The 20,643-nt window shown below is 50.2% G+C and carries 17 protein-coding genes; 1 reads left to right on the plus strand and 16 read right to left on the minus strand.

Translation table 11 applies throughout. The features are described 5' to 3' along the window. Window positions 1-35 precede the first annotated feature (35 nt). From DW826_RS04910 to DW826_RS04920, 3 genes are read right to left on the minus strand one after another with little or no spacing between them, the layout of a single operon-like run. Complete coding sequence (locus DW826_RS04910; RefSeq protein ID WP_015554883.1) at window positions 36-485, minus strand: NfeD family protein; 450 nt, start codon at window positions 483-485, stop codon at window positions 36-38. A gap of 12 nt (window positions 486-497) precedes the next feature. Further along, complete coding sequence (locus tag DW826_RS04915; protein ID WP_117484326.1) at window positions 498-1,280, minus strand: RNA methyltransferase; 783 nt, start codon at window positions 1,278-1,280, stop codon at window positions 498-500. Next, window positions 1,277-3,208 (minus strand): NAD(+) synthase, encoded by a 1,932-nt coding sequence (locus DW826_RS04920; protein WP_117552201.1) that lies wholly within the window; start codon window positions 3,206-3,208, stop codon window positions 1,277-1,279. Before DW826_RS04920 ends, DW826_RS04915 begins: the two co-directional genes overlap by 4 nt. 851 nt (window positions 3,209-4,059) lie before the next feature. On the opposite strand from DW826_RS04920, the gene DW826_RS04925 reads away from it, so the two are divergent. Next, window positions 4,060-5,478 (plus strand): spore germination protein, encoded by a 1,419-nt coding sequence (locus DW826_RS04925; RefSeq protein WP_117552202.1) that lies wholly within the window; start codon window positions 4,060-4,062, stop codon window positions 5,476-5,478. Window positions 5,479-5,603: 125 nt separating this feature from the next. Here the strand turns inward: DW826_RS04925 and DW826_RS04930 are convergent, their stop codons facing one another. The 13 genes from DW826_RS04930 to pap form a co-directional block, all read right to left on the minus strand. Next, the gene (locus tag DW826_RS04930; protein WP_117552203.1) at window positions 5,604-7,157 is read right to left on the minus strand and encodes an ABC-F family ATP-binding cassette domain-containing protein; all 1,554 of its coding nucleotides are present in this window, start codon (window positions 7,155-7,157) and stop codon (window positions 5,604-5,606) included. A gap of 201 nt (window positions 7,158-7,358) precedes the next feature. Next, on the minus strand, window positions 7,359-8,258 hold the full coding sequence (locus DW826_RS04935; protein ID WP_117552204.1) for an AEC family transporter: 900 nt from the start codon (window positions 8,256-8,258) through the stop codon (window positions 7,359-7,361). A 114-nt stretch (window positions 8,259-8,372) separates the two neighbouring features. Further along, complete coding sequence (guaB, locus tag DW826_RS04940; RefSeq protein ID WP_117469874.1) at window positions 8,373-9,827, minus strand: IMP dehydrogenase; 1,455 nt, start codon at window positions 9,825-9,827, stop codon at window positions 8,373-8,375. 256 nt (window positions 9,828-10,083) lie between these two features. After that, entirely contained in the window at window positions 10,084-11,175 is a 1,092-nt protein-coding gene (locus tag DW826_RS04945) for a histidinol-phosphate transaminase (RefSeq protein WP_117552205.1), read from the minus strand. Further along, entirely contained in the window at window positions 11,172-12,407 is a 1,236-nt protein-coding gene (locus tag DW826_RS04950; protein ID WP_117552206.1) for a bifunctional adenosylcobinamide kinase/adenosylcobinamide-phosphate guanylyltransferase, read from the minus strand. The genes DW826_RS04945 and DW826_RS04950 overlap by 4 nt, the downstream gene beginning before the upstream one ends. Window positions 12,408-12,419: 12 nt before the next feature. After that, on the minus strand, window positions 12,420-13,628 hold the full coding sequence (locus DW826_RS04955) for a cobalt-precorrin 5A hydrolase (RefSeq protein WP_165859968.1): 1,209 nt from the start codon (window positions 13,626-13,628) through the stop codon (window positions 12,420-12,422). A gap of 88 nt (window positions 13,629-13,716) precedes the next feature. Further along, a complete protein-coding gene (locus DW826_RS04960; RefSeq protein ID WP_021905969.1) occupies window positions 13,717-13,947 on the minus strand; it encodes a small, acid-soluble spore protein, alpha/beta type in 231 nt (76 codons plus the stop codon). 82 nt (window positions 13,948-14,029) lie between these two features. Then, window positions 14,030-14,779, minus strand: a complete 750-nt coding sequence (locus DW826_RS04965; protein WP_117552208.1) for a hypothetical protein — start codon at window positions 14,777-14,779, stop codon at window positions 14,030-14,032. A 451-nt stretch (window positions 14,780-15,230) separates the two neighbouring features. Beyond that, complete coding sequence (gene rpsA, locus DW826_RS04970; RefSeq protein WP_117469879.1) at window positions 15,231-16,310, minus strand: 30S ribosomal protein S1; 1,080 nt, start codon at window positions 16,308-16,310, stop codon at window positions 15,231-15,233. After that, window positions 16,298-17,143 carry a 4-hydroxy-3-methylbut-2-enyl diphosphate reductase gene (ispH, locus tag DW826_RS04975; protein WP_117469880.1) on the minus strand — a complete coding sequence of 282 codons (846 nt, stop codon included), beginning with the start codon at window positions 17,141-17,143 and terminating at the stop codon, window positions 16,298-16,300. Before ispH ends, rpsA begins: the two co-directional genes overlap by 13 nt. Window position 17,144: 1 nt before the next feature. Beyond that, window positions 17,145-17,816 (minus strand): (d)CMP kinase, encoded by a 672-nt coding sequence (gene cmk, locus DW826_RS04980; protein WP_117469881.1) that lies wholly within the window; start codon window positions 17,814-17,816, stop codon window positions 17,145-17,147. A gap of 102 nt (window positions 17,817-17,918) precedes the next feature. Next, window positions 17,919-19,148, minus strand: coding sequence for an NAD(P)/FAD-dependent oxidoreductase (locus tag DW826_RS04985; protein WP_117552209.1), 1,230 nt, complete (start codon window positions 19,146-19,148; stop codon window positions 17,919-17,921). Continuing rightward, window positions 19,145-20,626, minus strand: coding sequence for a polyphosphate:AMP phosphotransferase (gene pap / locus DW826_RS04990; RefSeq protein WP_117552210.1), 1,482 nt, complete (start codon window positions 20,624-20,626; stop codon window positions 19,145-19,147). The genes DW826_RS04985 and pap overlap by 4 nt, the downstream gene beginning before the upstream one ends. Window positions 20,627-20,643: the final 17 nt, after the last annotated feature.

A 20,643-nucleotide genomic window follows, 5' to 3' on the forward strand; every position in this document is an offset into this window, starting at 1 on the left:
ATTCATATTACTATGAGCAAGCCGGAAACTTTTTATCAGTTCCTATTCTCTGTTTCTGGAATCATCTCCACAATGAGCTTCACGCCCCGGACTTCCTTTATGACCACATGGGTCCCCACCGGGATCGTCACCGCTTCATCCGCGGATCTCGCCGTCCACTCCTGGCCGTCGATGACAGCGGCTCCGGACGGCTCATTGTTGTCGATTTTTTTGATCACTTTTGCCTTTCTTCCGATCAGCCCGTCCACATTCGTCTTCACGGTCTCCCGGTTGACGAACCGGATAGCGAGCGGTCTTGTAAAGAGAAGAAGGACAAACGATACGATCAGGAACACCACAAGCTGCGACTGCACGGAAAATTCCAGTACCGCAGCAAAAAACGCGAACACAGCCCCGCCCGCAAACCAGATCGTCGTAAGCGCCATGGTCGCCGCCTCGATTCCGATCAGAATTACAAAGGCCACCAGCCATCCGATCATATCCATAAAATCACTCCTTTATGCGCGCCGCTGTCTTGCCGTCTCAAACATCAGGATCGATGCAGCGATGGCGGCATTTAACGACTCCACCTTTCCGGCCATGGGGATCTTCACCCAGGTGTCTGCCATGTTGGAAAGCTTTTCCGTCAGCCCGTTTCCCTCATTTCCGATCAGGAACGCCGTATTACCAGTATAATCTTCCTGCTCGTAATTATTCTTTCCTGCGAGATGGGCCGCAAATACCCGGATCCCCCGCGCTTTCAGATCCAGAACGGTCTGCTCCAGATCGTCCGTGTAGAAGAACGGGACACGGAATACGGATCCCATGGTGGAACGGATCACCTTCGGGTTGTAGATATCCACAGTATCACGGCTCATAATGAGTCCCGTGATCCCCGCGCCCTCTCCGGCTCTCAGGATCGTTCCCAGGTTTCCTGGATCCTGAAGATTTTCCAGCACCATCAGATGAGCTGGACGGTCACTCTTTAAGAGCTCGTCCATTCCGTAGGAAAACTGTCTGACAAGTGCCAGCACACCCTGGGGCGTCTGCGTGTCGGACATCACCGCAAACACAGAGTCGCTGACAAGTTCGTATCCCGGGTACTCCGCAAGAATTGCGGCATTCTCCGGATTTTTCGCGAAAGTTTCAGAAACATAGATACTTTTAACCTGATCCTTCGGGAGCTCAGCGGCCATCCGCACTCCCTCGACGACGAAAAGTCCCTGCTCATTTCTCGCTCTCGCTTTTTTCTTTAATTCAATGACTGCTTTTACCTGGTCATTTTTTGTGCTTGTGATCATCTCCCTTCCTCCGGGTCAAGTTTCTCCACTTCATCCATCCAGATCCGTCTCGCTGCGTCGCTCGGCATTCTGAGATCACCTCTCGGAGAAACCGCAACAGATCCGACCTTCGGGCCGTCCGGCAGGCAGGAACGCTTGAACTGCTGTGCGAAGAACCGGCGGTAGAAGGTATTTAACCACTTGTAGATCACCTTGTCCTCGTAAACTCCCGCGAAAGCGATCTTCGCCAGGCGGTAGATCTTCGCCGGATGATAACCGTAACGGAGAATATAATAGAGGAAGAAATCGTGAAGCTCGTAAGGTCCGACCAGGTCCTCCGTCTTCTGGGAGATCTTTCCGTCCTCCGGCGGCAGAAGCTCCGGGCTCACCGGGGTATCGAGGACATCGTTGAGTACATCTGCCAAGGCCTTGTCGCCGCAGGTATCCGCGTAGTAGCGGACAAGATGACGGACAAGCGTCTTCGGAACAGACGCGTTCACGCCGTACATGGACATGTGGTCGCCGTTGTAGGTCGCCCAGCCAAGAGCCAGCTCAGACATATCTCCTGTTCCGATGACCATGCCGTTCGTCTTGTTCGCAAGGTCCATGAGGATCAGGGTGCGGTATCTTGCCTGGGAGTTCTCGTAAGTCACATCATGGATCGCCGGATCATGTCCGATATCCTCGAAGTGGGTGGAAACTGCTTTTCTGATATTTACCTCTCTTAATGTCGCACCCAGCTTCTTTGTGAGCGTGACTGCGTTGTTGTAGGTTCTGTCCGTAGTTCCGAAGCACGGCATCGTGACGGAGAGGATATTTTCTCTCGGAATGCCAAGCATATCGAAGGCTCTCGCTGTGATGAGAAGTGCCAGGGTGGAGTCGAGTCCGCCGGAGATTCCTACAACTGCGCTCTTGGCACCGGTGTGGGCGAGACGTTTCTTTAAGCCCATGGCCTGGATCGTTAAGATCTCCTCACAGCGGGCGGTTCTCTCTTTCTCGTTTGACGGAACGAAAGGTGCCGGATCGATATAGCGTTTTAATGTGAGCTCCGTTTTGTTTAAGGTGAAGTCCATGTAATCATAGTCCTCAGTCTCCGCACCCGGCTGACATGTGGTCATTCTTCTTCTCTCGTTTTTAAGTCTGTAAAGATCGATGTCCGCCGTGATCATGCCGTTTTTGAAACGCTCGGATTCCGCAAGGATATTTCCGTTCTCGGCAATGATATCATGTCCGCCGAAGACGAGGTCCTGGGTGGACTCGCCCTCTCCGGCATTGGCATAGATGTACGCACATACGAGGCGGGCAGACTGTCCGGCGATCAGTGTCTCACGGTATCCCGCTTTTCCTGTGGTCTCATCGCTGGCGGAGCAGTTTGCGATCACGGTAGCTCCGGCTTTCGCGTGGGAGACGCTCGGTGGATCCATCGTCCATACGTCCTCGCAGAGTTCTGCGGCGACTATGAGTTCCGGGATATTCGTGCAGCGGAACAGGATCTTGCTTCCAAACGGGATCAGGCTCTCTCCCCACTCTACCACATCCGGTTTTACCGGACCCGGGTTGAAATGGCGTAGCTCATAGAATTCAGAATAGTTCGGAAGATGTCTCTTCGGAACAAGGCCTAAAAGCTCGCCATCCTTGATGGCAGCCGCTACGTTGTAGAGTTTTCCGTCCTTCATCCACGGAAGTCCGATGAAGGTCAGCATATCCATATCCTTTGATGCGTCTAAGAGCCATAAGAGTTCTTCCTTCGCCTGATCGATCAGGGTGTCCTGCAGAAACAGGTCACTGCAGGTGTATCCGGTGAGACCGAGCTCCGGGAACACCAGGATCTTTACATCCTGGGATGCTGCCTCCTGCATCATCTTCCAGGTCTGTTCCCGGTTAAACACAGGATCTGCAACCTTTAAATCTGGGGTGGCCGCCGCCACCCGGATAAATCCGTCTTTCATTTTTGTTCTCCTTATTACATTCCGACTTTGATAGCCGCGCTGCAGCGCAGAATTTCAGTCAGTTTGGGAATATATGCCGTTATACAACAATTCAGTCATAAACGGGCTTTCTATTGTTTTGAAAATTTCCGTATGGCTGAATGATTACTTTTTATTATACACTTTTTTTCTGAAAAGGGCTATGGATTTTCATCTGTTTAAGAAATATTTCATGAATAGTCCGACCATGCGTCAGTCTGGCAAATATGTGTGCGCTGCACTCTTGCCTGCATAAGCACTCACATTCGCTGAACTGCATACGGGCAGCGCTTAAACGGCGAAAGGCTGTGCTCCCCCACTGAGCACAGCCTTTCATTCACGTACAATTTCCTTGCATTATACAGTTCCTCGAAATTGATACCCCTTCAATTTCAATGCTTATGCAGTATAACAAAATATTACCGGAAATGCTATGGTAAATATAGTTAAATTTGCACAATTTTATTGTATATATTTACTATCTTCCGCACAAATGTCCGCTGGGGAAAAGCAGATTCGTTGTTTTTACAAAAAAACAATCTATTCTATGGTGGTTCTGCCCAGTGGAATTGGAACTTTGTATACAGTACGCATTTTCGGCGGTTTGCAGGCCGCAGGTATCTCCCGTATAATTTCATGTTTTTTTGAAATAATATCTGCAAAATATCGTCTGAAGGAATCACTCCCCCTTCACGTGACTCATGACTGCCCCTTTCGATTATTGATCACCGGGTCTGCTTTTTAAAAGAAATGTACCTTGGCACATTCTCGCACCGAGCGCGGTCGCTTGCAACACTCTACATCATCATAACTCTTGAAAGGACATGATATCCATGAACATTTCATCCAATTTCGATCAGAACATCTCCCGCTTTCACGAGATCCTGGATGTCCAAAAAAACTTCGATATCGTCTACCACACTCTCACTATTGCGGACAAAAAAGCCTGCCTGTACTTCATTGACGGCTTCACAAAGGACGAGATCCTTCTGCGCCTGATGCAGGATTTCGCCTCCGTAAAACCGGACTCGTTCCCATCATCTGCCCATGATTTCGCAAAGCAGTACGTCCATTACGGCGAGACCACCGTGGAGACCGATGATAAAAATATCTTTACACAGCTCCTCTCCGGCCTCTCCTGTCTCCTGATCGACGGGTATGACCGGGTGATCCTCATCGACTGCCGTACTTACCCGGCCCGCGGGGTCTCGGAGCCCGAAAAAGACAAGGTGCTCCGAGGCTCCCGGGATGGCTTCGTGGAAACCATGATCTTCAATACCGCCCTGATCCGCCGCCGGATCCGGGACGTGAATCTCACGGTGGAGATCATGCAGACCGGAGAAAGCTCCCACACAGACATTGCGATCTGCTACATGAAACGTCGTGTGGACGAGGACCTGCTAAATAAGATCAAGGACCGCATCGAAAATCTGCATGTAGATGCTCTGACTATGAATCAGGAAAGTCTGGCAGAATGTATCTTTCCCCACAAATGGTTCAACCCGTTCCCAAAATTCCGTTTTTCTGAACGTCCGGACACGGCTGCGGCGTCTATTCTGGAGGGAAACATCGTCATCCTTGTTGACAATTCCCCCGCCTGCATGATCCTGCCGTCCTCAGTCTTCGATATTATCGAGGAGGCAGATGACTACTACTTCCCGCCGGTGACCGGAACCTACCTGCGTCTCTCCAGGATGACAGTCTCCTTCCTCACCCTGTTTCTGACCCCGGTGTGGCTTCTCTTTATGCAGAACCAGAACTGGATCCCAGGCTGGCTGGAGTTTATCAAGCTGGCGGATGACATGTATGTGCCGCTGATCTTCCAACTCCTGATCCTGGAATTTGCCATCGACGGCCTGCGCCTCGCCGCTGTCAATACGCCCAGCATGCTGACCACACCGTTAAGTGTTATCGCCGGTATTGTTCTCGGCGAATATTCTGTAAAATCCGGCTGGTTCAATTCCGAAACCATGCTCTACATGGCGTTTGTCACCATAGCCAATTACTCTCAGGCAAGCTTCGAGATGGGTTACGCGCTAAAATTCATGCGTGTGATCCTGCTGATCCTCACCTCCCTCTTAAACGTCTGGGGCTTCATCCTCGGCACCGCCATCGCCGTCTGCTCCATCGTATTCAACCGCACCATCGCCGGAAAGAGCTATATCTATCCGCTGATCCCGTTTTCGTGGCCGGAGATCAAAAAGCGGTTTCTGCGGGGACGGCTGCCGCATACAGAGAAAAGCCAGCGATGAATCGTCTTAAAAAAGAATGTGCCTTTTGTGCAATGGGGAATTCCTCGGAATTTCTTATTGCACAAAAAATCCATGTCCTGCAGATTTCGTTATGCAGGGCACGGATTTCTTCAATTGTAAACATATCAAATCTTTAACGACCACTTACTGAGATCCCAAACCTTTGATACCAGTCCGTCATAGAACTCCGGCTCGTGGCAGATGAGGAGGACTGCTCCTTTGTACTCCGAAAGTGCTCTCTTAAGCTCGTCCTTCGCATCCACATCCAGATGGTTCGTCGGCTCGTCGAGAAGCAGAACGTTGGTCTCCCGGTTCATAAGCTTGCAGAGGCGGACCTTCGCCTGCTCACCACCGGAGAGGACGCGGACCTGGCTCTCGATATTCTTTGTAGTCAGGCCGCACTTTGCAAGGGCAGAGCGGACTTCGTACTGGGTGTAGGACGGAAACTCCTTCCAGATCTCCTCGATACAGGTCGTCGTATTTCCCGGTGCCATCTCCTGCTCAAAGTAGCCAGGAAACTGGTAATCACCGACCTCAACACTTCCGGAGATTGCCGGGATCAGGCCCTGAATGCTCTTTAAGAAGGTGGTCTTTCCGATACCGTTGGCGCCAATGACCGCGATCTTCTCTCCGCGCTCCATGAGGAAATTAAGCGGTTTTGAAAGTGGTTCATCATAACCGATCACAAGATCCTTCGTCTCAAAGATCAGTTTTCCGGTTGCCCTTGCATTCAGAAAATGGAACTCCGGCTTCGGTTTTTCCTTTGCAAGCTCGATGACCTCCATCTTGTCCAGCTTCTTCTGTCTCGACATCGCCATGTTTCTCGTCGCAACACGGGCCTTGTTTCTCGCAACGAAATCCTGAAGCTTCGCAATCTCCGCCTGCTGGCGGTTGTAAGCTGCCTCCAACTGGCTCTTTTTCATCTCGTAGACTTCCATGAACCGGTCATAGTCACCCACATAGCGGTCAAGCTTCTGGTTCTCCATATGGTAGATCAGGTTTACCACGCTGTTTAAAAAAGGGATATCGTGGGAGATCAGGATAAAAGCGTTCTCGTAATCCTGAAGATACCGCTTCAGCCACTCGATATGCTGTACATCCAGATAGTTTGTCGGCTCGTCGAGGAGCAGGATATCCGGCTTCTCAAGAAGAAGTTTTCCGAGGAGGACCTTCGTTCTCTGTCCGCCGGAGAGCTCGTCAACGTCCTTGTCAAGACCGATCTCGTCGAGGCCGAAGGCGCGTCCGATCTCCTCCACCTTGGAGTCGATAATGTAGAAATCATGTGCCATCAGAAGATCCTGGATCGTTCCCAGCTCCTCCATCATGGCGTTCATCTCATCCTCGGACGCATCTCCCATCTTCGCGCAGATGTCGTTCATCTTCTCCTCCATCTCAAAGAGGAAGGAAAAGGCACTCTTAAGCACGTCGCGGATCGTCATACCCTTCTCAAGCACGGTATGCTGGTCTAAGTAGCCCACACGGACATTTTTTGACCACTCAACCTTTCCCTCATCCGGCATCATCTTCCCGGTGATGATATTCATAAATGTGGACTTTCCCTCACCGTTTGCTCCGATGAGACCGATATGTTCCCCCTTTAACAGGCGGAAAGAAACGTCCGTAAAGATAGCCCGGTCTCCGAAACCATGGCTCAGGTGTTCTACATTTAAAATACTCATAAAACTTCTTTTATTCCGGCTTTTCCTTAAAATTCAGCCGTTTTCCCTTTCTCCTGGAACCCCAGGTAAACCTATATAAATGATGTTGAGGGCAAAAAGTCTTTTGACCTCCCTGATACCGGATTGCTCCGCACTACGTGCTCCCGCATCTACGCTCCGCTTCGGTCAGTGTTGGACATGTGCCACCGGCACATAGCACCCTCATATAAATAATGTCATGATCGGAATTGTGATCAGAGAGAACAGTGTATTGGTAAGCAGACATTTCGACGCATACACCGGATCCGATCCATATTTCTCCGCCAGAAGCGCCGTCGTGCTTCCCGCAGGCATCGCTGTAAGAATCACCGCGCACCCTGTCATGATCGGATCTGCATTTAACAGGCGCATGATAAAGAGCGCCAGAAATGGCAGTGCCACAAGGCGCATAAACGCCAGGTACACAGTACTCCAGTCCTTAAAGGACGCCGGCGTCAGTTCCGTCATCATCGTCCCGATCAGGACCATGGACAGCGGAGTTGTACAGTTTCCAAGTCCTGTGATAGACTTTGCCAGAAATTCCGACAGAGTAAAGTCTGTGAAGCTTCTGAAAAGTCCGATAAAGATCACGATCACGCACGGATTCAGCATGACCTTCTTAAACGCCGCCTTTTTATCCGCCTCCGCCGTGAAAATCGATACTCCCGCCGTCCACATAAAGATACGGTTCGGGATAATAAAGATCGACGCCAGGAACATTCCCGCCTCGCCGAGCACCGCCTTCACGATCGGCAGCCCCAAAAACGCCGCGTTATTGACGAGTGTGGCATACTGTAAGACGGATTTTTTCTCCTTCGGATACATGTTGTAGACAACTTTTCCACCTATCCATGCCGCGAAGCAGATAAAAAATGCCACTCCGAGACACAGGGCTGCCTGTTTTAACATGTCCAATGTGATATGCATGCTGAAGGAGTTAAAGATCATACAGGGCAGCGTGATCCTGAGAACAAAATCCGTGAGCTTTCCCTGCATCTTTTTTTCAATAATTCCACGCTTTCTGCAGTAAAATCCCACCGCCATGTACACGAGCAGGATCGCCTGGGTCGAAAGCATCTTCATAAAATTTTCCATCTGGTCCCTTATTTCTAAATACACACAGTCCGAAAAAAGGCTATGCAGGGAACAGCGTTTCCGCCGCCTGCACAGCCCTTTGCTGCCCTCTCGGGATTAAAATTATTCGTCTACGCTATAGTTCGGAGCCTCTTTTGTGATGTGGATATCATGCGGATGGCTCTCGCGGAGTGCGGCTGCGGAGATCTTAACAAAATGACTGTTCTCCTGAAGCTCTTTGATATCATGAGCACCGCAATATCCCATACCGGCACGAAGACCGCCCAGCATCTGGAATACGGTATCCTCAACGAATCCCTTGTAAGCGACACGTCCTTCAACGCCTTCCGGAACAAGCTTCTTCGCGTTCGACTGGAAGTAACGGTCCTTACTGCCGTTCTCCATAGCGGAAATGGATCCCATTCCACGGTAAACTTTATATTTTCTTCCCTGATAAAGTTCGAAGTCTCCCGGGCTCTCATCGCAGCCCGCGAACATGGATCCCATCATGCAGACATTACCGCCGGCTGCGAGAGCCTTTGTAACATCTCCGGAATACTTGATACCGCCGTCGGCGATGATCGGAATACCGTACTCCTTCGCAACTGCATAGCAGTCCATAACCGCAGTGATCTGCGGAACACCGATACCTGCAACGACACGTGTCGTACAGATCGATCCCGGTCCGATACCAACCTTGACAGCGTCAACGCCGGCCTCGATCAGGGCTCTTGTAGCCTCACCCGTTGCAACGTTACCGGCGATTACCTGAAGATCCGGGAATTTCTCCTTGATCATCTTTACGCAGTTGATAACGTTCGCAGAGTGTCCGTGCGCAGAGTCGAGAACAACAACATCGACCTTTGCATTTACAAGGGCTTCCGTTCTCTCAAGAACATTTGCTGTGATTCCGATTGCAGCACCGCAGAGAAGTCTTCCGTGGTCATCCTTTGCGGAGTTCGGATACTTGATCTGTTTCTCGATATCTTTGATCGTAATGAGTCCTTTTAAGTTAAAGTTTTCATCTACGATCGGAAGCTTCTCGACTCTTGCCTTTGCAAGAATGCGCTTTGCTTCTTCCATGGTTACGCCTTCTTTAGCTGTAACCAGATGCTCGGAAGTCATGCACTCTTTGATCTTCTTGGAATAATCTTCCTCAAATTTCAGATCACGGTTTGTGATGATTCCGACGAGCTTTTTACCCTCAGTGATCGGAACACCGGAAATGCGGAATTTTGCCATCAGCTCATCTGCATCTTTTAATGTATGTTCCGGGGACAAATAAAATGGGTCTGTGATTACTCCGTTTTCAGAACGTTTTACCTTATCTACCTCTTCAGCCTGCGCCTCGATCGACATGTTTTTGTGAATGATACCGATTCCGCCCTGTCGCGCCATAGCGATCGCCATGCGGTGCTCAGTAACGGTATCCATGCCGGCACTCATAAATGGAATATTGAGTTTGACTTTCTTTGTCAGGTGTGTTGAAACATCAACCTGATTTGGGATTACTTCAGAATATGCAGGTACAAGGAGCACATCATCAAATGTAATACCATCACCAATGATCTTACCCATTTTATGGTTCCCTCTCTTTCTTCTGTTTTATTATGTTTAAAAAAAATATAACTAAAAACCGTCATAACGTCAGTTCCAGTTATTACTGTAGAGTATAACAGCTTTGTCGAATTTTAGCAACAGGCAATTCATATAATTTTTTTGCGATTTTATATTATTTTTACTTATAAACATACAGAAAATTTCTTTATCCTTCTGTCATTTTCCAACGTATCTTTCGTTTTCTTCCAACGGCTGCGTTTTCCCTCCGGATGATCTACCTGTAATCCTTTAATATCTCCAGGAATTCCCGGTTTTCTTCATGGGAGCGGACGCAGATCCTGTAGAATCGTCTGTCAAGCAGTCTGTAATTCCTGCATGACCGGATCAGGATCCCCCGTTCCAGAAAATATTCGTACAGCCAGGATTCCTGACCGGTCTTGAAATCCTTAAACAGGAGGAAATTCGCGTCCGAGTGGAATACCGTGAATCCCGCTTTCGTCAATCCGTCAGAAAGATACTGCCGTTCTTTCGCCACCGTCTCCCGCATCTTTTTCAAAAAAGGGATCCGTTCTTCCGAAAGTGCCACATATCCCGCTTCCTGAGCCGGGATTGAAACACTCCAGGGCTGCCAGTTCGTCTCCATCCGGTCCAGGAGTTGCCTGCTCGTACAGAATCCATATCCCAGCCGCAATCCCGCCATGGCATATGTCTTTGTGAATGCCCGGAGAAGAAATAAGTTTCCGCCATGTTCCGGTCTTCCGGTCTCCCAGTCGAGAAATTCGCGGATACAGCCGCAGCTTCGCTCCTCATCAAGGAATTCCACAAAGCATTCGTCCAGAACCAGCAGGATCCCATGTTTCTTGCAGTAGTCTAAGATTTTTGAAAGATCTGCCTGACGGATCATGGCCCCTGTGGGATTCGCCGGAGTGCATAAAAATATGATCTCCGGCTGCTCTGCTCTCAAAAAATCCAGAAATTCCGATATATTTAAGAAAAAAGATTCCGCCTCTTTTAAATAGAAAAAAGCGATTTCTGTCCCACAGGATCTCAACGCCGTTTCATACTCCGCGAAAGATGGCGCAGGGATCACTGCCTTTTTCGGCCGTACCTCCTGTACCAGCCGGAAGATCAATTCCGCCGCCCCGTTTCCGAAGATCATCTGATCTTCCGGGACACCGGTAAGCTCTGACAACCGTCCCCGCAGGTTTTCGCAGGAGCTGTCCGGATATCCTGTACAGAAGGCAATGCTCCTCTGGGCTGCCTCCCAGACAAAATTCGGCATTCCCAAGGGATTTACGTTGACCGAGAAATCCAGCTCCACATTCCGGTTCCGGTAGATATCACCGCCGTGTCCGTACTCCATCATGTCTCACCGCCCTTTAAAGCCATCGGGATCCCGCAGACAACGCGGCATACCTTCACCGCCCGCGCCGCCAGATACTGGCAGGCGTCCCCACTCATCTCCCGCCACAGGCGGTCTGTTTTATCGATGGGAACGATTCCGCAGCCGATCTCGTCGCAGGTGATGACTGCGTTGGGATTCTTCTCAAGGATCATATCCAGATACCGGTACATGACCTCTTCGATCCGGATCTCGATATCTTCCGTTTCTTTCGTCTGCACTCTGACCATCTTTGTTTCTCCGGCAGATGTTCTTTCAGCCGGATCCCTCACAGCTTCAGTTCTCTCATTGATTTCACTGCGGATACTGTCGCAGAACACTCTGTCATCCTCTCTCTTCGCGTCATACTCACCCAGTACTGCGTCTATCAGCCTTCGAATATAGATATGAAGATTCAGAACAGCCTCCGAATCAAACGCGTCTTCCAACGGTGACTGTTCGCCGTCTGCCACAAGAATGAAGCGGTTTTCTTCCGTCACCGCCTCACGCATCGCAAGGTTTGATTTCCCCTGATACGCGCCTCCTACAAAAAGCCTGATCCCTCTCTGACGATCCACAGATCGATCCGTTCTTCTCTCTTCCACTTCCGTATCTTCCCTCTTCTTTTTCTTCACCATCACCGGCTCACCGCAGATCACCTCGTACACTTCATCCGCCTCCCCGGCCAACGTACAGTTGATTCCGCCCAACAGCTTCCGGTACGCTTCCGTCTCCTCCGAGTACGGCCCCTGATCCCCGGACACATCATTTGTCACGATCACCAGAAAGTCCGCATTTTTTCTGATCATCCTGATTCCTTCCAATATCCGTTCCATCGCGCCATTCTCCGGATCTTCCATGTCCCGGCGGTACATCTCGTTCGCCGCAAGATTGGAAACACACTCTAACAGACACCGGCTCCCAGCGGGGACCTCCGCCTTCGAAAGATCCACAGGGCACTCGATGGTCATAAAATTCTTTTTTTCCCGCATTTTGCGGTGTTTTCGGATCCGCTCCCTGCACTCCTCGTCCCAGGCGATCATGGTTGCAAGATAGAAGGACGGCTGATGGCGCAGATCCGTTTTCCGGGCGCCGCCGCGCATCGATTTTCCGGCGGCTTCCGCCATCACCTCTTCTTTCTTTGCCTGTTCTACGATCAGGGTCTCTGCAAATGCGGACTTTCCGCTGGAGCTTCCCCCATTTATCAGGATCATCATATTCTTTCTACTCTATCCTCTCGATTTTTCTTCCCGATCCGCATTTTCTCCGGACTTTCCGATCATATAATACGCTGCGGCCACTGTCACGCCGTCCTCCGCTTCCTTATGGATCAGGATCCTGCACTCAGAAGCTCTCACGCCCAGCCTGCACGCAGCCACTGCGGACCGCTCACAGACATTTCCGGTTCCCGTGGTCTTCCGCACAAATTCTGACTCCGGGAAATCCCCCGGCTGTCCATTTAACTCCTCACTGGAAAATGTCAGAAACGGCACCTGAAGTTCCTTTGCGAATTCGATGAGTCCCTGCTCCTGCTTCTTGATGTCGATGCTCGCCGCCGCAAAGACGCTTCGCAGATCGATCCCGTTCCGCTCCATCGCACTTTCCACCGCAGTCCGGATCTTCTCAACAGGTGTCCCGCGTTTACAGCCGATTCCAAGTGCCACACACCGTGGGATCAGGCGCAGGACGCGGTTCTCCGGAATCCCTTTCTTTTCTTTTCCGGACACCGTAATCCAGAGATTCCGCTTACAGATCCGATCCTCAAAAAGTCCCTCCGGAATCTTCTTCCACGCTGAAAATCCGAAATCTGAGAACACTCCCACCGGCTCACCCGCAAGGATATCAGCCGAAATCTCCTTCGCAAGTTTCCGGTCCGTGATCACAAATCCATGATCCTTTGCGAACACGTCCACCGCAAATTTCTTCTCCACATCCGTCGCCGTCGTCACCACCGGCACTGCTCCGATCCCGGAAGCCACCATTTCCGCCAGCCGGTTCGCTCCGCCCACATGTCCGGAGAGAAGCGGGATCACAAACTGTCCCGCCTCATCCACACAGACCACCGCAGGGTCCTGAAATTTATCCCGCACATATGGCGCAATGGAGCGCACCGCGATCCCACAGGCACCCACAAAAATAAGAGCATCGTCCCGCAGAAAAGCCTCCTTCGTCCACTCCGAAAGTCCGCCCTCCGGCACTGCCTGATAAGGCACTCCGGCATCCGTCGCCGCAAGCTGGAGCGCGTACCGCCCGGCGATCCACAGAGACTGATACAGAGTACCCCCCTCACAGGATCTGTCCTCGGTCTTTGCGCTCCTATCACGATGTTCCGGACAGGACGCATTCGCGAAAGCTTCAGAAGCTCCGGAAAGGGTGTCATTGATCCGCTTCATCGTCTCAAATCCGTCTCTCGTAAAACAAATAAGCGATATATTCATAATTGATTCCCTTCCGAGATCTGATTTTTCCATATCGTTGAATTGCCGCATCTCTCTTCCCTAATTATAAAAGAAAACCGCCATTGTTTCAATGGCAGTTTTCCTCTGGATTCTCCTTATCCTGCGTTTTCGCGGACATTTCTCTCTTCTTTTTTGTCACAAGACCGCCGATCCTGCCGCTCTCTTTTGCGGTAAGGCATCGCCAGCCACCGGCGATTACCTTGTCCGCCAGCCCCAGCTCCTTCGCAATCTCGAATTTCATCCGGTCCTCCGGCTTTAAGTGCTCCGGATCCACCGGTTCTCTTTTTTTCTTCGACACAGGCTCACGCTCCTTCCATAAGGAGAGTATACCCGCTGTCCAGTACTTTCATACAGATCGGTTTCTCTTAAGATCCCATTATTTATTTTGCGTATCCGTTCTCACCCTGGAACACGACGATCTTTTCTGCTTTATTTCCGTTCTCATCATTCCAGATCAGGATCTCGGTTCCTTCTGTGAGGTCTTCCTCGGAGACAATATTTCTTGTCAGATATGGAAGAAGTCTTGTTTCAGCGGTAATCATGTAATTGATCCCATTCTCGGCTGTGAGGATCCGCTCACCTTCTGTATTTGCAGCCATCAATTCCTTTACCTTCGTGTATCTCGGGAAATCATATCCCTCTGCCTGTACTAAGATCAGCAGACCATTTGTAATCGGCGGAAGGCTCAACGTCATTGCCTCGTCTACATAAGCGCTGATGGTATTTCCTTCTTTCAGATCACTGAGTTCCACCGGATAACCATTCTCTGCATCCAGAACCTTCGTATCCTCTGCGATCGTAATTACAACATCCTCATCAAATCCATTATCCTGGCGATGCATCGTAAGCTGTCCATCTTCCACAGAAACGATCGTTCCCATCATCGGATCAGACTCACTCGCGGACTCCGTGTCTGCCGCTCCACTTTCCTGACCGGTACCGTCCGGAAGTTTTCCCGCCTCGTTTTCCGTAGTCGCAGATGTCTCAGTTCCTGCAGGAGTCTCAACGGCTGTCGTTTTTGTCTCCTCCTTTGTCTGTCCATCCGCCTTGCCGCATCCGGTGATCCCCATAGATGCAATCATCATGGCCGCACAGGCCAGCGCTGTCATTCTTTTCATATTTTTCGTCATAATAAAATTCCTCCTGTTCTCTTGTATCGGTCTTTGCCGGACTGCATTGTTTTACAGCGTTCTCCTTCAAATACCGATTTGCGGCCGTCCTGATTTTCCAAGGTTACTGTTCACAGTAACTTTTCAGGTTCTTCCGCCGTCTTTTGCTTTTGTACGGTTATCTTAACATACAAACCTTGAGATTACACTATGATTTCAATTACAAATCCCTTACGCATTTTTGTAGTGCGGGCATAATTTGCGGCATTTCTGCGGCAGGCTTCGCGGCCTCTGAAATCCGTTTCGATCGGCATCGAAAAATAACTCCGACGCATGACAATGCCGCAGACCCCCGCAGGCATGAAATTTGACTCACTGTTTATAAAAATGAATGTGTCCTGTTGCGCAAAAAAGGACACCGCCCGTAAAGAACGATGTCCTCGAAAATTCTTATTTAAGAATCACCTTCGGATTACTCCTCTGTCTGCTCCTGTGCGTTGTCAGCCTCGAGAGCCTTCATGCTTAAGCTGATCTTTCTGTCTGCCTCGTTGAAGTCAACGATCTTAGCAGTGATCTCCTGACCGATGGAAAGTACATCAGCCGGCTTAGCAACGTGCTCTCTGGAGATCTGGGATACATGAAGCAGAGCGTCTACGCCCGGCTCAAGCTCAACGAATGCGCCGAAGTCAGTCATACGAGCTACCTTACCTGTAACTACGTTGCCTACTGCGTACTTCTCAGCAGCGTCAGCCCACGGATTTGTCTCCGGGAACTTCATGGAAAGGGCAATCTTCTCACCGTTGATGTCTTTGATGAGAGCTGTTACCTTATCGCCAACCTTGAAGACCTTCTTCGGGTTCTCGATTCTGCCCCAGGACATCTCGGAGATGTGGAGTAAACCGTCAGCGCCGCCGAGATCGATGAATGCACCGAAATCAGTTACGTTCTTAACAGTTCCTTCTACCTTGTCACCTACATGGATCTTCTCGAAGAGAGCTTTCTGCATCTCAGCCTTCTTAGCAACGATAAGCTGCTTGCGGTCGCCGATGACTCTTCTTCTTCTCGGATTGAACTCTGTGATAACGAATTCGATCTCTTTATCAGCATATTTGGATAAATCTTTCTCATATACGTCGGATACAAGACTTGCCGGGATGAAGATTCTAGCTTCGTCCACGATCACACTTAAACCGCCGTCAAGAACCTGGGAAACCTTTGCTGTAAGAACCTCGTGGTTCTCAAATGCCTCCTCAAGTCTCTTATTTCCTCTGTCTGCAGCCAGTCTCTTGTAGGAAAGAGCGACCTGACCCTCACCGTCGTTCACCTTTACGACTTTGGCTTCCATCTCGTCACCAACATGTACAAGATTTCTTAAGTCTACGTTGGACTCGTTTGTGTATTCACTGCGGGTAATGATGCCATCAGACTTGTAACCAATATTTAAAACGATTTCGTCTTCTTTTACGTCAATGACCTTACCGGTGACAACCTCTCCTGTACGTATTGTTTTTAATGATTCTTCTAACATTTGTTCAAAACTTAACTCTGACATTTAGTATGAACCTCCTCGATAATATTGTTTGGGGTTGACGCCCCGGCCGTAATACCTACACTGCGCACAGAACTAATACATTCAGGATTAAAGTCGCCCAGAGTCTGGATGTAATAGGTGTTTTTACATTCCTTCCGGCAGATATCGTATAGCTTCTGGGTATTCGAGCTGTGTTTCCCGCCGATAACCAGCATCACGTCCACCTGTGAGGCTATCCTCATCGCTTCCACTTGTCTTTCCTGTGTTGCATTGCAAATCGTATTTAAAACAGTTATATCATACCTCGTTTTAGAAATTTTTTCAACTATATCTTGAAATTTCTTGTAATTAAATGTCGTCTGGGATACAATACAAAGCTTCTCATTTTCCGGAAGCTGCAGCTTAAGAAAATCATCCATGTCCTCGATGACCACTGTCCGCTCATCTCCCCATCCCTTGATGCCCTGCACCTCCGGATGGTCCTCACTGCCTATGATCAGAACTTTTCTTCCTTCTGCTGACTGTTTTTCGACGATCCGGTGGATCTTTTTCACATAGGGACATGTGGCATCCACGATTTCCACATCGTTTTCCTTTAAGATCTCGTAGACATTTTTTCCGACACCGTGGGAGCGGATCACAACAACAGCGTTCCGGATCGTCTTCAATTCTTCTAAAGAGTCGATGACCTCCACACCCTTTTCCCTGAGATCGCCCACGACCTGCTCATTATGGATAATTGGACCGTAGGTGTAGATCCTTTTTTCCGTCCTGCCGATCTGATCATATACTTTTTCCACGGCACGCTTCACACCAAAGCAGAAGCCTGCTGTCTTTGCAACTGTTACTTCCATCTTACGCACCCTGCTTCTTATCGATCATCGCTGTGATCGTGTCCACGACCTCTTTTAACGTCATGTCGGAGCTGTCAAGGAGTACGGCGTCATCCGCCTGTTTCAACGGGGAATTCTCCCGGTGCATATCCCGGTAATCCCGTTCGATGATGTCCTTCTCGATCTCATCGAGATCGCAGGCTGTTCCTTTCTCCTTAAGCTCATGATAGCGGCGTTTCGCCCGGACTGCGGAGCTTGCGGTCAGATATACCTTCACATCGGCATCCGGCAGGACACAGGTTCCGATGTCGCGTCCATCCATGATCACGTCCGCCTTCTTTGCCAGATCTTTCTGGAGTTCCACGAGCTTCTCACGGACCTTCTTGTAGACGGATGTGGCTGAAGCCATGTTTCCGACCTCTTCGGTGCGGATCAGCCCGGATACATTCTCGCCGTTTAAGATCACCTGCTGCGCACCGTTCTCGTAACGGATCGTGATCTCCACCTTGTCAAGTACCGCGTTGATGGCGTTCTCGTCGGTCTTATCGATTCCCTGGCGCAGAAAATATAACGCCATTGCCCGGTACATTGCTCCGGTATCCACATAGATAAAATTCTTCAGAGCTGCCACAGACTTTGCCACGGTGCTCTTTCCGGCTCCTGCCGGTCCGTCTATTGCTACATTAAAAGACATGTTATTCTCCCCTTAGTTTATTCCAAGATTTTTTATTTATTCGTGATGGTTCCATATCTTTACAGCCATACGGGTTCAAAGCTGCTTCTCAGGTCCGGTGCTCTATACGCTTCTGCCTGCCAGCATTCCGGTCGACCAGGCGATCTGCAGGTTAAATCCGCCGGTCACACCGTCCAGATCCAGAACCTCGCCCGCAAAATAGAGGCCCTGCAGCTTCTTCGATTCCATAGTGGATGGATTCACTTCCTTCACATTCACTCCGCCCTGCGTCACGATTGCCTCATTGTACCCGCGGAGTCCTGTGAGCGTCACGGAAAACGCTTTTGTGAGATCCACCAGACGTTTTCTCTCCTCCGCAGTCACCTCGTTGACCTGTTTTTCCGGATCGATGCCGCTCCTCTTTATCATCACCGGGATCAGCTTTGCCGGGAAGAGGTGATTTAAGGAGTTCTTAAACTGCTTATTTTTCGCCTCATCGAAATCCCGCAGGATTCTCGCATCCAGCTGCTCTTTTGAGAGTGCCGGTTTCAGGTCGATATCCATTCTGAGCGGTGTTTTTTTGATGATCTTCGCCGCATAGCTGCTGGCACTCAAAACGACAGGTCCACTGACGCCAAAATGCGTAAACAGCATCTCGCCGAACTCTTTCCAGAGCACTTTCTTTCCGTTCCAGACAGTCACCTCGATGTTTCTCAAGGAGAGTCCCTGAAGTTCTTTCACATCATCTTCTGCACACACGAACGGAACAAGCGCCGGTGACAAAGGTGTCACCGTGTGACCCGCCTCTTTCGCAAAACGGTACCCGTCCCCCGTGGAACCTGTTGACGGATAGGAAAGTCCGCCTGTGGCGATCACCACTGCATCGGCATCCACACTCTTTCCAGATTTTTCCAGAATGATCCCTGCCGCCCTTTCGTCCCTGATCACGATATCCCTGACCGGTTCATTTAAGAAGATCTTTACGCCAAGAGTTTTCATCTTCCGCTCCAAGGCCCCCGTCACATCGGAAGCATGGTCCGATACCGGGAACATTCTTGCTCCCCGTTCTTCCTTCACCGGGCAGCCGTTTGCCTCCACAAGATCCACGATATCAAAGTTTGTGAATCCATAGATGGCACTGTAGAGGAACTTTCCGTTGGAGACCATATTTCTGAACAGGTCCTCCGTATCGCAGCCGTTCGTCAGATTGCAGCGTCCTTTTCCCGTGATATAGATCTTTTTTCCAAGCTTCTCATTTTTCTCATAAACGGAGACATCATGTCCGCACTCCGCGGCGCCGATGGCAGCAGCCATTCCCGCTGCCCCGCCGCCTATAATCACTACTTTGCTCATCTTTTTCTGTTCTTTTCCACTTCTTTTATCTTTTTTTCCATGGCATCCGCCACAGTTTCAAGGACCTTGATTCGCGCATACCACTTGGAATTTCCTTCCACAACGATCCAGGGGGCATCCTTTGTAGAGGTCTTTTCCAGCATTTCATTTACAGCAAGCACGTAAGCATCCCACTTTTCCCTGTTTCTCCAGTCCTCGTCCGTGATCTTCCACCGTTTTTCCGGGTTCTTCATCCGGTCATTGAACCGCCGCTCCTGCTCGTCCTTGTCGATCTGGAGCCAGAATTTTAAGACAAGAGCCCCGGAGTGCACAAAATGTGCTTCCATCTCGTTAATCTCCCGATATGCATGGTGCCAGTCCTCCTCGGAACAGAAGCCCTCGATCCGCTCCACCATGACTCTTCCGTACCAGGTGCGGTCAAAGATCGCGATGTGTCCTGCCTTCGGAACATGATTCCAGAAGCGCCAGAGATAGTGATGGGATTTTTCCACATCGTTCGGGGATGCTGTCGGGCAGACCTTATATCCGCGGGGATCAAGATGGCTCGTCAGACGTTTGATCGCTCCTCCCTTTCCGGCGGCATCCCAGCCCTCAAAGCCAAGGATCACCGGGATCCGCAGACGGTAGAGTTCTCCGTGGAGCACTTCCAGCCGTTTCTGGAGCTTGTCCAGTTTTTTCCGGTATTCCGCCTCCTCAAGGCGCTTTGTCAGGTCCGCTTTTGCAAGGATCCCTTTTTCATATCTGTCAGGCGGAACCGGTTTCTCAAAGATCTCCGCCTCTTTTCCCGCCCGTTTTTTCTCAAGCGCCTTTTCCAGAACATCTGCCACCGTCTTTATGACCACTAGCGCCGTCCCGCTCTTTTCCTTCGCGTCGATCACGTACCAGGGAGCATAAGGCATATCCGTTCTCCTGATCATCTCATCGCTGAGCTTCTTATATTTTCCGTAATGGGCATTTCTCGCAAGTTCTTTCTCTGTGACGCGCCATGCGGTATCCTTTGATTCCAGAAGTTTTTTAAACCGCTTTTCCTGTTCCTTCTCTGAAATATCCAGAAAAAATTTGATGAGAACGGTTCCGCCGTCCACCAGGCATCTCTCAAACGCGCAGATATCCTCAAACGCGGCATCTGCTTTCTTTTCATTCAGCTTTCCCTCGAACCGGTCCGCCTGAACCCTCCGGTACCAGCTTGTGTCATAGATCGTGATCCGCCCATCCGCCGGGGCATGGACCGCAAACCGCCAGAGGAACGGACGGAGCGCTTCCTCCTCGGTATCCTTATCTCCGGTGTAAACGTCAAAGCCTCTCGGATCCAGTGCCTGCATGAGCCGGCCGATCTGCACGCCCTTTCCGGCACCGTCGTAACCGTCAAAGGTAATATAGACAGGAATCTTTTCCTCTTTGCATTCCCGCTGAAGGTTCCCGAGTCTCAGCATTTCTTCCTTCAGAGCTTCTTTTTGCTGTTTCTTCTCATCTCTCATGGACCGATCCCTCCATT

This window comes from Clostridium sp. AM34-11AC, assembly GCF_003435375.1.
GTDB lineage: Bacteria > Bacillota > Clostridia > Lachnospirales > Lachnospiraceae > Pilosibacter > Pilosibacter fragilis.

Coding starts and splice junctions, on each gene's coding strand:
- DW826_RS04950 (WP_117552206.1), bottom strand. CDS start 12,407: ATGATGATCCTGATAAATGGGGGAAGCTCCAGCGGAAAGTCCGCATTT.
- ispH (WP_117469880.1), bottom strand. CDS start 17,143: ATGGAAGTAACAGTTGCAAAGACAGCAGGCTTCTGCTTTGGTGTGAAG.
- DW826_RS04965 (WP_117552208.1), bottom strand. CDS start 14,779: ATGACGAAAAATATGAAAAGAATGACAGCGCTGGCCTGTGCGGCCATG.
- rpsA (WP_117469879.1), bottom strand. CDS start 16,310: ATGTCAGAGTTAAGTTTTGAACAAATGTTAGAAGAATCATTAAAAACA.
- pap (WP_117552210.1), bottom strand. CDS start 20,626: ATGAGAGATGAGAAGAAACAGCAAAAAGAAGCTCTGAAGGAAGAAATG.
- guaB (WP_117469874.1), bottom strand. CDS start 9,827: ATGGGTAAGATCATTGGTGATGGTATTACATTTGATGATGTGCTCCTT.
- DW826_RS04915 (WP_117484326.1), bottom strand. CDS start 1,280: ATGATCACAAGCACAAAAAATGACCAGGTAAAAGCAGTCATTGAATTA.
- DW826_RS04920 (WP_117552201.1), bottom strand. CDS start 3,208: ATGAAAGACGGATTTATCCGGGTGGCGGCGGCCACCCCAGATTTAAAG.
- cmk (WP_117469881.1), bottom strand. CDS start 17,816: ATGTCTTTTAATGTAGCAATAGACGGACCGGCAGGAGCCGGAAAGAGC.
- DW826_RS04985 (WP_117552209.1), bottom strand. CDS start 19,148: ATGAGCAAAGTAGTGATTATAGGCGGCGGGGCAGCGGGAATGGCTGCT.
- DW826_RS04945 (WP_117552205.1), bottom strand. CDS start 11,175: ATGATGGAGTACGGACACGGCGGTGATATCTACCGGAACCGGAATGTG.
- DW826_RS04910 (WP_015554883.1), bottom strand. CDS start 485: ATGGATATGATCGGATGGCTGGTGGCCTTTGTAATTCTGATCGGAATC.
- DW826_RS04925 (WP_117552202.1), top strand. CDS start 4,060: ATGAACATTTCATCCAATTTCGATCAGAACATCTCCCGCTTTCACGAG.
- DW826_RS04955 (WP_165859968.1), bottom strand. CDS start 13,628: ATGAATATATCGCTTATTTGTTTTACGAGAGACGGATTTGAGACGATG.
- DW826_RS04930 (WP_117552203.1), bottom strand. CDS start 7,157: ATGAGTATTTTAAATGTAGAACACCTGAGCCATGGTTTCGGAGACCGG.
- DW826_RS04935 (WP_117552204.1), bottom strand. CDS start 8,258: ATGAAGATGCTTTCGACCCAGGCGATCCTGCTCGTGTACATGGCGGTG.